Genomic DNA, 12,541 nt, shown 5'->3' with positions numbered 1-12,541 from the left:
CTTAACATAACATAACATGACTCGGCTAAAAAGTCTATAATGTGATAAAATATGTTCATCCCTGGAGGTGATTAAAGATGTCGGACAGCCATTTACTGACCCCAGTTGAAGTGGCGGCTATTCTCAAAATAAAAAAGAACACGGTATATGAAATGGTAAAGCGCGGTGACCTGCCCGCCTTCCGAATTGGGCGTAAATTACGCATACCCGGCGAGGCTATTGCTGATCTGCAGCAAAAAGGGATCCCCTTTATGACTAACCTTAACACTTCTGAGTCACAGGGCAGCCTGGCGCCGCCCAGGCCATATGCTTTAAACGCTGTTGACACCGGCAGTCTGGTGATCTGCGGGCAGGATATTGCGCTGGACCTTTTGACCCGGTACCTGGAACGTCAGATCAACAGCCTGCAAGTGTTGCGCAAGCATGTGGGCTCTATTCCCGGCTTGATGGCTCTGTATGAAGAAAAAGCCCATCTGGCGGCCATTCACCTCTGGGATAGTGACAGCGACTCCTATAATATACCCTACGTACGCCGGCTACTGCCCGGTATTCCCGCGGTCATTATTCATATCGCCTGCCGCCAACAGGGGTTTTATGTTCAAACCGGAAATCCTTTGCATATCAACTCCTGGCAGGATTTGAGCAGACCGGATATAACCCTGGTTAACCGTGAGCCGGGTTGCGGCACCAGAGTTCTTCTGGATGAGAAGATACGTGAATTGGGAATGGACCGCACCCAAATCAACGGTTATAATACCCGGGTTTACTCCCATCTTGAAGTGGCCAGCAATGTGGCCCGCGGTCTCGCCAATGTGGGCCTGGGCAATCAGAAAGTCGCTCTTCAGGTCAGGGAGGTTGAATTTGTGGGGTTGCAGGAAGAAAGATACGAATTGGTGATTCGTGAACAGGATTTAAGTGACGCCAGAATCCAGTGCGCCCTATCTATTCTGCGTTCGGAGTCGTTCAGAAGGGAATTGGAAGGATTGGGCGATTACAATACGGCTGAAATGGGCAATATGATAGCTCGTACATAAAATAATAGTCCCGGCATCCTTGATTGCGCGCAGCGAAGCGGGATTTTTGAGGTGGCGGGATGGGAGCGCTGCATAGCCCGATTAAACCGGCGCTAAGCTGGCTGGATCAATCCGGGCCAGCCCGGTCTATGAAAAATAAGGGAAGCACTGCCCCAATAGCTGTTTTTTAACCTCAGCGCTATGATGGCATCCCCGTCAAGAGACAGCGCTTCCCTGATCACGGTGGCAACACAAGTTTTTTCAACAGTCGCATGCTTTTTATTACAGCGCCTGCAGCACTTTGTAGAGCACCACGGCGGCTTCCGCCCGGGTGGCATAATCCCGCGGCGCAAACCGGCCGCCGTCGCGCCCCGCCATCAGTTTGGCCTGCACCATGGCCGCTACCGGCATCCGGGCCCATGAGGATATGGACTCCTGGTCGGTCAGGCCGCTAAGCACTTGGCCGGCCTCAGCTTCGTTCATAGCGCCCGCCTGCCCTTTTTGTTCGAGCAGCCGCGCCAGCATGGCCGCCATCTGCTCTCTGCTCACCGGGTCGTGGGGGGCGAAAGCGCTCTTATCGTTTCCGAAGGCGATGCCATTGGAGACGGCTATATCCACTGCCTCCCGATACCAGGCGTTCTCCGGCACATCGGCAAATGAGACCTGCGCTGCAGGCTGAACACTCAAACCCGCCATACGGGTGACGATGGCGACAAACTCGGCTCTGGTGATCCGGGCGTCAGGCGAAAACAGATTGTCCCCCAGACCGGCCACATAGTTGTTGGCGGCCATAAACTCGATTTCTTTTTGCGCCCAATGCCCGTCAATATCGGTGAAAGAGGCATTGGTCTGCAGTAAGGCGTATTTGCCGAAATGATCTGCCTTAAAGCTGATGGCCCCGCCGGCTGCGTCATAGCTGCCGCCCACGCATTCCCATTGGCCGGCTTCGTTATAACGGTAGGCCGCAACCCGGCCTGCCGCCGCCGTGTCCCGAAATCCTCTCGGAACCGTCAGTACGATGCTGCAATCCGGTAATTGCTTAATCTTTTGCGGCTTTTGCTCCTGATCGATTACCACCACATCGAGTTCATAAATATCTCCCGCCAGTTTCAACTTGCCAGTAGGCTGTATTTGATTTTGAACGGCCCAACTGCTCAGTTTTTCGGCGCTGATTTTTAGTTGGGCCGCATCTGCCGAAACTAACCCGGCCATGTTGAGGCTGCTGGGGGACAGAATAAACTGCGCTCCCTGTATATGGACGGACAGGGGTTTAGCGGTGTTCGATATCCGGTTTAACTGGTCTTTTGACAGCAATAATGAAGTTTTGAGGCTGTCCGCCTGCAATACCACCGCACCGGCGAAGCCAGCCTTTTCAATGGCAGCATCCAGGGCACTGCCGCTGACTACGGCCGGCTGTCCGCTTGCTTCCCCGGGAATCCCGGTTGAATTCTGTTGCAGTTTCAGAACATCGTCCCACGGGGGCGGGAGCTGCCCCATGCCGTAGGCGTAATACCAGACGATTTTATCGCCATCCTCGATCGCACAAGCCTCTGCCATTTTGGTGGCGATCTGGTCGTTGACGGCATACATCCACCCACCGCCTCCGGTGCTGGGCACATCGAGAATAGAATCCACACACATGCCCCAGGACCAGGTGGAAGCATGGCTGGGTATCCCGGAGGCTACCAGCGCCCCCAATACGGTAGCTCCCCATTGGCTGTCGCTTTCGAGCCCGACCTCGATTGGAGCGAGCAGCAAATCGCCATGCTCGCCGACAACCGCCATGGTCACTTTCATCTGTGACGGTTTATCTGCCGGCGGGCTGACATTGCTTACCGGTTGAGCAGCGGCAGAAGCCTGGGCTGCTGTATCCAGAAACCAGATGGCGCCCATATCATTTTTGTCTTTGCCGAAACTCCCATCAGGATTTAGCGCATGATTGCTCAGGTAATCAACCCCGCTCCTGTCGCCGCTGCTTTTCCAGGAGGCCGGATCCATTCCCAGGGCCTTTAAAGTCAGAATCACTTCCGCAGTATCGATGAGCGGATCGTCCATTCCCGGATAACCCGCCACAAAGCTGCCGTCATCCTGCTGCTGATTTTTCAGCCAGTTCATACTATTTTGAATGGCGGCCTGAACCACGGGATCTTTCTGGTCGGGATCCAGGTAATGAAGCGCTCTTATGGCTTTGGTCGTAACCAGCAAATCAGGATAATAGCTGCCCATGGTAAACCCCCAGCTGTGGATGTCGTTTCCCTGGGCAGTATTCTGCTGTCCCAAAATATATTGCCTGGCTTGCGCAGTATTGATCTGGTTGATCAACCCGACCCGGCCCAGCAGGTCAAAAGCGGGAATGTTGTAAAAAATACTGCTGTCAAATCCCGTCTCAGTCTGCCGGGCTTTTAATATTTGCAGCAGCGGGTCGGCCAGGTCGCTGCGCTGCAAGGCTTTAGCCGCCGCCAGGTCCTGGGCCAAAAGTTTGGCGGAACAATGACCGGCGTTGCTTATGTCGCCGGATATGGTGCTGCTGACCGCCTCCCGGAAATTTTTCCCTTTATATGTCCAGGAGCCGATATCAATTCCTTTTTCGGTCAAAATATAAAAGGCATAAGATCCTACCCCGTCGTACTCGGTGTTTTTTATGCCGTTTTTTTGATAATCATTTTTCAGGAACTGTACCGCCTTATTCTCCAACGAATCGGCCCCATAAGCGGAAACCACCGGCGCTAACATCGCAGCCGCGATGAGTATGGCCAGGAATAAACTCAGTTTGGCAAATCTCTGTTTGAGTATGTACATTTTTCCCCTCTTCTCCTTTTAAAAATTGGTGAAAATCGGGCTGGAAAAACCCAGCTTGCCGTTTTCATGGGTCACCTTGACCACATACCAGTGGGCCCCTGCTCCCGGAATGACCCGGGGGCGCCACTCGGCGGCGGTTCCGTTAACCTCCTGGACAGCGATGCTGTGACCGCCGTCGGTTATCAGGCTTAAGCCGGCTATGGGATTGATATCGTCTACAGCCAGAATTTCGAGGTTTAAAGGATCACCTGGACTAATATCCAGCACGCTGCCCATCCAATGCCCGTTGCCCTTTACCGTCAGCTGCAAGCTGCGGCTTTCGGTGGAGTAAATCCGCCGCTCCCGCAAAGCCCTGAAAAATTCATCTGTAGTCAGGCGGTCGGCCACAACCACAGTCAGATTATCCGCGTCGCCCCAGTTGGCGGCGTGATTGTCCTGTACATTGACGGCGCCCACATGCCAGCCCTTGTCCAGGGCCTTATAATAATATTCTTCGAATCTGGTGTAAGCATGGGGAATGAGGCCGTTTCCCGTTTCAATCAGGTTGATCACCCGGTCGGCATGCTGTGAATAGGCCAGATTGTCGAAGGAAGTGTCAGGCCAACCGGGATGATTGAACTCGGCCACCGCTCCCGGCTGTTTGGCCAGCCAGGCATAGAACTCCTCCAGAGTGGTCATGGTGCTTACGGCTTCAACGTATTTGTCGGTGTTTAAAACATTGATATGCCCCAACTCGGGAAAAGTCATCTCAAAACCCCGCAAAGCCAGAAAGTCTTTATGGGTATTGTTAAAAGCCCGGGCCATATCGGCAGTCCGGCTCCATTCCGATCCGGGCTGAGCGGTAAACTCTTTGCCGGCGGGATCGTAGCGGTCTCCTTCAAGGTATTGGGAATGGTCCGTTACCGCCAGGAAATCCAGCCATTCATTATAGGCGTATTCATAAGCTTCCGCCGGAATACCCTGACCGTCTGAATAAGAAGTATGGCTGTGGAGATTGCCGTAATAGAAATGGGGCTGGGAGGATAATTGCCCGTCAATGACAAAAAACCAGGAATATTGCTGATTCTGCCCGCTGACGTCGCTGACCGCGATGACGACGTCATGCTCACCATAAGAAAGATCCGCATCGGGGGTAAAAGCAAGCCGTCCTTTTTGAACTGCCGGGTCAAAATCCAGCTGTGCGGATGCGGTAACATTTTCCCCGTCCAAAGTAATAGTAATAGACGCTGGATTGAGGTCCGCTCCTCCTTTTGCCAATAATGCGCTGATCGTCGGGGTGCGGTCAAAAGTAAAAGCCATATTTCCGGGTCGAACACCGTAAATTATGGGCGGGTCCGCCACAGCCGCCCGGGTTTTTGGGGGTGAGCCCCAACTCCCGGCAGGAATAATCAGGACATTGACAATAAACATGATGAGGAGAAAAACCAAACAGCGCCGGCGCCCCTTAAACCAATATCCGGTTGACATTCTGCTATAACCTCCTTGTTCACACCAAACCTCTGACCAGAAATTCAATTTCGTTTTCTTTCAAGTCCTCCAGCTCATAATAATCCGCTTTCATGGCATGTGCTATCTTGGCGGCGATGCCGAGTTTAATAAAGTGCTTTTCCGTATCGATGACCAGCGCCTTGATCCCTTCGGCGGCAATTTTCCCCGCCAGCTCCAGAGCTTCATGAACCGGATTACCGCCATGAACGGCGGCGTTGGCCCTGCCATCGGTGACCAGCACAATCAAAGGCACCATATCCGGGTCCTTAAGCCTGGCCGCCTTAATGATTTCATAGCTTTTATAGAGTCCGCTGGCCAGAGGGGTTTTCCCTCCGGTGGGCAGGTCGATCAGCATTTTTTGAGCCAGATCCACGCTTCTGGTTACGCCCAGCAGAAGCTGGGCAGCATTTTGGCGAAAGGTGATCATACCGACTTTATCGCGTTTCTGATAGGCATCATTCAAAAGTGACAGGATGGCGCCTTTCACCGCCTTCATCCGTTGTTTTACCCCCATGGAGCCGCTGGCGTCGACCACGAATAGAATGGTGCTGCCGGTGCGTTTTTCCCGGACTTTTTCCCGCAAATCCCCATGATTGATTACTACCGCCAAACCGTTTTTGCCCCTGGATCTCTGGAACGGCGCCGCCGCCCGCAAAGTGGCGTCAAAGGCGATATCCCTGATTCTGCCGTGGGGAAAGGTGCAGCGGATATATCTGCCCTGCAGGGCATGGGTCGCGGTGCGGCTTCTTTTTCCGCTTCCCAGGCGCTTTTTCCTATCCGCCGGTTTGATTTCGATGGGTTTGACCTGGAAGATCTCTCCCGGGGCTTCGATTTTTTCCTGATCACTGGTGTTGGGCAGCTGAGGGGGATCATCGCCATTCCCTTCATTCTCAGCCGCTTCTCCCTGTCGGTGATCGGAGCGGGCGTCCTCCTGAGTCGAGGGTTCTTCATCTGCCGGTTCGGCCTCTTCAGGCAGATCAGGGCCGGGATGGTCCTGATCCGGAGCAGGGCTGCCGTCCCGGGGAAGGTCCTCCTGGAATGACATTTCCGGCGGCGGCGCCGGCTTGACCCGATGGGGCAGAGCCAGCTCAGCGGCCTGTTTAATATCGTCAATGCCGATGTCGGTGCGGTTGTTCCAGGCGGCTATGGCCCTGGCGGTTTCGATCACGGCAATTTCCGCCCGGTTTCCTGCGCAATGGCCTTCTATGGCAAACTGCGCCGCCATCTTCATGGTATTGTCCGATACTTGGACCAGGGGCAGCAGGCCTTGGGCGGCGGCAATTCTAGCTGCCAGTTTTCCGGTCTCATCCTGCCACTTTTCCAGGTATTTGATCCGGCCGCTTTCATATTCCAACCTTCTGCGTATGATTTCTTTTCTCTCCCGGACATCATGACTCCCCCGGGCCTCTACATACAGCCCGAAGCGGTCCAGAAACTGCGGTCTTAAGCCGCCTTCCTCGGGATTCATGGTTCCCACCAGGACAAAGCGGGCGGGATGACTGCAGGATATGCCTTCCCGCTCCACCCGGTTGACATGCGAGGCGCTAACTTCCAGCAGGCAGTTGACAATATAATCGCTCAGCAGGTTGACTTCGTCCACATACAACAGATTGCCGTCGGCCCGGGACAATACCCCGGGTTCAAAGCGGCGCCGGCCTTCCTTGATGGCTTTTTCCAGATCAATGGCGCCTATTAAGCGATCCTCGGTTATATTCAAGGGGAGGTCCACCACCTCCATGTCCGCCGTCAAGGCTGCCAGACCTCTCGCCAGGGTTGATTTGGCGGTGCCCTTTTCACCGCTGATCAAGACCCCGCCAATGGCAGGATTGATTACGTTCAACAGCAAGGCTTTTTTTATCTGATCCTGCCCGAGAACCGCGCAAAATGGGAAAACACTGTCATAACCCAATGAACCCGCCCCCCTTTCTTTAAAAAGATTACCCCCGGCGCCGTTCACATCGGCTTTAACGGGAGGTCTGGCGCGATGATTCCTCCACCACGATATGTATCACCAGCGTGATCCAGGCTTGAATACTGTCTTCGATCCCGGGGCCGGTGATCATGATAGGAGACATTCCGAAGTGAGCGGCAGCCAGGGCCAGCAAAGCATTGCCGGCCTCAATGGTTTCTTCGGCGGACAACAATCCCCAGTTCCATTGATCCAGCAAATGTGCGTAGAGGGAGGTATAGGTTACCAACTGCGAATTACCATCGATGCGATACAGAGTATTCATAAACACCGCTTCGATATTTCCTCCCCCATAATAGGCCATGTACTGCTGCCACAATACTTCTTCTGTGGCGCCGAAACGCTTCATGCGCTGCAGGGCGCTGTGCTGTGAGGCCGCGGACAAATCGTTCTGCCGCAGCAAGGCTTCTTTGACCGCTTTTTTCACTGCCACACCGATAAGTTCACCCAACTTGGAATGCTTGCCGGCGCTGAGCAAATACAACGGCGACTCCGGATTGGCGATGACGATGGTCTGGTCGGTGCCTGAGCCGGTGGCCAAACCGTCGGAATAATTGCTGCCCACCACGAGTTCCTGCAAAGCTGCGGTTTTAGCCTCGGTGCAGGTGACCAGGGCCCGGGCCAGTATGCCCGCGGGGAGATCGGAATCAATCACCAGCATAATGTTGATGGTGCCTGGTTTATAGAGCACATCTTTTCCCAACGGCTGAAAATAATGGGCCGGATCCCCTACCCGGCCGCCGTTTACCTCCACCCCGCCGGTCACTATCGCTGTCACCGTCAAGTTCTGGTAGGATTCGGTTTGAATGCCCACATTGTCCATGGAAGCCGCCGTGCCCATCCCGGAAACCGCAGCGGGCTCAAGACCGGCCTGCCTGGCAACTCCCCGCATATATTCAAGGTAGTCGGCAATACTGGTCATCACCCCGTCATAATCCGTGTTATGATTGAAAACCGCAGTGAGATTTTCATGATAACCCCCGTTCAGCAGAGATGTGCTCAGGATTTTGCGGGGTTTTTCAAATCTTATGACAATGGTTTTATCGCGGCGGCAAACCGCATCTCCGGTCGTAAGGGTGCAAAGTTTCATAGCATCCCACCTCCAATCAGGGTACTTTTTATACAGCCATTACGGTAAACTCGTCCGATTCCGGGCACTGCCGGCGGCAATCCCAATCAAAGAGCAGAATGGCCGGTTCCCCGCTGTAGGTAAACCAGGTGATGCCATCAGCGACCACCGCGCTCTGTGCCGCTCTCAAATCCAATATTTCATGGCAGCCGGTCTGATTGCATACCCACACCGGCAGACCGGAAGCCTGGGAGCACTTCTCCCAGCTGTCCCCCGGACCGCATACCCCCGGAGGCCAGGCCGCCGGCACAATAATGACCTCGGCCCCGCATTCTTTTAAAATCACAGCGTTTTCAACAAACCAGACATCGGCGCAAATCAATATCCCCGCCGTCATGTCCGGACACGCCACCGGCTGCAACACCTCGCCCAGGGTCAACCAGGCTTCGGCACCCACGCCATGCGAACGCATTTTACGGTGTCTGCCCAGGATCCGCCGGTGCGGGCCCAGCACCACACAGCTGTTGTATGGTTTTCCGCTGACAGCGTCCTTTTCGGCGCAGCCCAGAAATAAAGTCAGTCCGTGGCGGGTTGCCAGCTCACCCAACACCTGGAGGGAGGCGCCGGGCTGCACCGGCACCTCACCGGCGATCCCATCCGCAGCGAAGAAATATCCCTGCAGCGCTATTTCCGGGGTGATGATCCAGCTGGCGCCTTGCTCGGCGGCCATTTGAATCGTCCTCTCCAGCAGCCTGAGATTTTTCTCCTCCGGTCCCCCGCTTAAATCCAGATGCAACAGTGCCACTCTCATATCTTTCTCATTCCTCTCTGTTCTCCTCATACCACCGTATACAAGCCCGTTTCAAGGCACATTCCCCGTCATAAGCCCGGTTTCTGCATCCCGACCCATACCAGCGGGAGAAACAGCCTCCGCCGCACCATTGGAAATCAGGGCATGCCCGGCAAAAGGACATGCTGTTTTGAATCATTGCGGCAACCTCCCGACGGCGTTTTTCATCGATGCCTGCGGCTGTGTCCCCCAGCCGGAAGCGTTCATCTCCCACCAGGGAAGAACAGGCATAAATGCCACCCCGGGCGTCTACGAAGGCAGCTTCCCCGTTCATGGCGTAGCAATGGGCGAATCCCCGGGCACTTCCTTGGGCCAGATGTTCTATTCGCTCCAGCTGGGCAATCAGCATCTTTTGGCCGGTGCGCTGCTCCATTTGCCGGGCGGTTTGCAGTGCGCCCCACACCCCCCGGGCGATGGCTTCCGCCCGCGGGGCCTCCAGTTGACCTCCCCGCCCCTGCCCGCGCAGCAGATCAAAGCCGATACGGCGTACATTGCCCAGATAATAGGCCATTTCCACCAGTCCCTTCAGCTCGGCCACATTGTCCTCAACCACCACACAGGTCAAACCGATCTCCACGCCCTGACCGGCCAGATGTTGAATCCCATGCAGGATATGCCGGAAACTTCCTTCTCCCGTCGCCAGGCAGCGCAGCCGGTCATTTACCGCCGGCCTGCCGTCCAGGCTCACCCCGATGCCCACCCGGGCCTGGCGCAAAAAGTCTACCCGGCCGTGGTTGAACAAAGAGCCGTTGGTTTGAACCTGCATAATGGCGGGTATGGACTGCTGCTGCACATAAAGCACGATCTTTTCCATGACATCAAAAGCCAGCAAAGGCTCGCCTCCGCTGAATTGTAAAATAAACGGCTCTCCGCTTTGCGCCGCCAGATTCACGGCCCGCACCGCAGTGGAAAACGGCATGGTCTCCCGGGGATGCTGGTGGGCGTAACAATATTTGCAGGCAAAATTGCAGCGTCCGGTCAGGCTCAAGACCAGCATTTTAATCCCCTGGCTATCTTCCATCGCCGATTTCTTCCAGTTCCCCTTCGATAGAAAGGTAGAGTTCCTGAAGTTCTTGTTCAGTTTGTTCATCGGCCTGCCACAACCCCCGTTGCGCCGCTTCCAGCAGTTTTTCAGCAATGCGCTGCAAGGCCCAGGGATTCATTTCCTGCATCCACTGCCGCATATCCTCGTCCAGAGCGTATTTACGCGCCAAACCCTCATACATCCAGTCTTCCATGACATTGCTGGTGGCGTCCCACTCGTAGCAATGCGCCACATAGCTGGCCAAATCGGCCGCGCCTTTATACCCGTGCTGCTTCATCCCTTCAATGAACTTGGGATTCATGGTTTCTCCCCGAAACAAACGTTTCACTTCTTCACTGACGCTGCGCATGACCACCTTGCTGCGGTCGGAACTGTCTCCGCAATAGGAGCGGGGGGCCTGGCCCTTTAAGCTGCGCACCGCGGCAATCATGCCGCCATGATAGGCATTGTAGTCGTCCGAACTCAACATGCTGATTTCCCGGTTGTCTTCATTTTGAATGGTCACATCCAGACTGCCCATGCGGCGGCTGAAGGCTTCCGGCACATACTTGCCCTTGCCCCGCCCATAAGCGTGCCCGCCCCAGCGTACATATACCCTGGCCAGATCGTCCACAGTCTCCCAGTTTTTCTCTTCCAAAACGTCGCTCACCCCGGCGCCGTAAGTCCCGGGCGGATCGCCAAAAATGCGGTAGGCGGCCTCCTCCCGGGCCTGCTCCCGGTCCATGCCCTGCTGCACCATAGCGGCTACATCGGCAAACACATGTTTACGCACATAATTGATTTCCGGCCCTTCATCCAAATTGAGCACCATGTCCACCGCCTTTTCCAGCCAGGCCACGGCGCTGGGCATGCTGTCGCGGAAGAATCCGCTGATTCGGGCTGTCACGTCAATGCGGGGGCGCTGCAATTCTTCCATGGGGACCACTTCTATATCCACCACCCGGTCCATGCCCCGCAGCCGCACCGGGCGCACCCCCAGCAAATACAGGAATTCCGCTATGCACTGACCATGGCTGCGCATGTTGCTGGTGCTCCATAAGACGATCCCTACACTTTCCGGGTAGCGGCCTTCTTCGTCCAGATAGCGTGCAATTATGCTGTCGCCCATGCTTTTGCCGATCTCCCAGGCGGCCGGAGTGGGCAGATTGCGGGGGTCGACACCGTAGAAATTGCGCCCCGTGGGCAATATGTCGGCCATGCCGCTGGTGGGCGCTCCACCCGGTCCCGGCTCAATATAGCGCCCTTCCATGGCGCCCAGCAGATGGGTGATTTCCTGGCGGGTTTTCTCCAGATTGGGAACCAGGGTATCGCAAATGTAGCCGGCGCATTCCACCAGCCGGCCGGCCAGGGGCGGTGCAACCGCCTGAGCCCAGGGAAGCTCTAAAACACAGGCCGCCTCGTCAACACAAAAGCCCTGTTCCGCCAGGCACTGGATAACCTCCCGGGAACGCTGGCGGATATCATCCAGCAGCATTCCGTAAGTTTTGCTGCCATCCGCTGCCAGAGTTCCGCTTTGCTCCAGCAAATCATAGTAGTCATATCCGTAAACCGCCGCCAGGGTCTGGGCCAGAGAGGGCACTTCGCCATTGTCCACCCGGGTCAAAGCCAGCAGATACTCCAGCAGGTTCTCATCCCGGGGCGCATCGCCCAGCACGTGCAGTCCAACCCGGATTTGCATGTGTTTGATATCGGTGACATAGGCATGCAGGCGCCCCACATATTCATCAAAGCCGGCTTGCGCCGCTTCAGGCACATCGTTCTGCAAATTGGCCCGGGCCGCTTTCTCCCGGATCAACATTTTGATCGCCTCTAAATTACCGGGCTGGTTTTGCTTGAAATGGCAGTACTCATCCAGCAGTTTTTCCAGCTCGGCCAGTTCGTCATAGGTGCCGGCATGGCTCATAGGAGGCGTCAAATAGCTGATCAGACAAGCCGCCCCCCGGCGTTTGGCCTGCACGCCTTCCCCCACCACGGTGATCCAGTAGGGATAGATGTTGGGCAAGTCCGCCAAAGCCAGATCAGGGTAGCAGCGGCACGACAATCCCGCCGCCTTGCCGGGCAGCCACTCCAGGGAGCCGTGGGTGCCTACATGAATCACCGCATCAGCCTGCCAGATGTCCCGTATCCAATGATAATAGGCCAGATAATGATGGGTGGGGGCGCAGTCCGGGGAGTGATAAATCTTGGAGGGGTCTTCGCCAAAACCTCGCGGCGGCTGAACGGTAATAAAAATATTGCCGTTGAGAATGCCGGGAACCAGCAAAAACTGGTCGTAGTGGAACACCTCTCCCGGGGGCGGCCCCCAATC

The 12,541-nt window shown here is 55.5% G+C and carries 8 protein-coding genes; 1 reads left to right on the top strand and 7 read right to left on the bottom strand.

Annotated elements, in window-relative coordinates; translation table 11 throughout:
• Window positions 1-77 precede the first annotated feature (77 nt).
• Window positions 78-1,034: a substrate-binding domain-containing protein gene (locus B3W37_RS03425; RefSeq protein ID WP_483171898.1), complete on the top strand. Its 957-nt coding sequence runs from the start codon at window positions 78-80 to the stop codon at window positions 1,032-1,034.
• A 261-nt stretch (window positions 1,035-1,295) separates the two neighbouring features.
• Here the strand turns inward: B3W37_RS03425 and B3W37_RS03420 are convergent, their stop codons facing one another.
• The 7 genes from B3W37_RS03420 to B3W37_RS03390 form a co-directional block, all read right to left on the bottom strand.
• Window positions 1,296-3,812: an S-layer homology domain-containing protein gene (locus B3W37_RS03420; protein ID WP_483174788.1), complete on the bottom strand. Its 2,517-nt coding sequence runs from the start codon at window positions 3,810-3,812 to the stop codon at window positions 1,296-1,298.
• A gap of 18 nt (window positions 3,813-3,830) precedes the next feature.
• Window positions 3,831-5,279 (bottom strand): CehA/McbA family metallohydrolase, encoded by a 1,449-nt coding sequence (locus tag B3W37_RS03415; RefSeq protein ID WP_483174787.1) that lies wholly within the window; start codon window positions 5,277-5,279, stop codon window positions 3,831-3,833.
• 19 nt (window positions 5,280-5,298) lie between these two features.
• Complete coding sequence (locus B3W37_RS03410; protein ID WP_483174786.1) at window positions 5,299-7,209, bottom strand: magnesium chelatase subunit D family protein; 1,911 nt, start codon at window positions 7,207-7,209, stop codon at window positions 5,299-5,301.
• 55 nt (window positions 7,210-7,264) lie between these two features.
• Window positions 7,265-8,359 carry an adenosylcobinamide amidohydrolase gene (locus tag B3W37_RS03405; protein ID WP_483174785.1) on the bottom strand — a complete coding sequence of 365 codons (1,095 nt, stop codon included), beginning with the start codon at window positions 8,357-8,359 and terminating at the stop codon, window positions 7,265-7,267.
• A gap of 28 nt (window positions 8,360-8,387) precedes the next feature.
• Window positions 8,388-9,149, bottom strand: coding sequence for a carbon-nitrogen hydrolase family protein (locus B3W37_RS03400; protein ID WP_483174784.1), 762 nt, complete (start codon window positions 9,147-9,149; stop codon window positions 8,388-8,390).
• Between the two features lie 7 nt (window positions 9,150-9,156).
• Entirely contained in the window at window positions 9,157-10,209 is a 1,053-nt protein-coding gene (locus B3W37_RS03395; RefSeq protein ID WP_483174783.1) for a radical SAM protein, read from the bottom strand.
• Window positions 10,199-12,541: cobaltochelatase subunit CobN (locus B3W37_RS03390; RefSeq protein ID WP_483174781.1), on the bottom strand; the 2,343-nt coding region annotated here is incomplete at its 5' end. The genes B3W37_RS03395 and B3W37_RS03390, both read right to left, overlap by 11 nt.

The sequence above is a fragment of the Syntrophomonas sp. UBA5494 genome, assembly GCF_002426325.1.
This window is presented reverse-complemented; position numbering and strand designations above follow the sequence as displayed.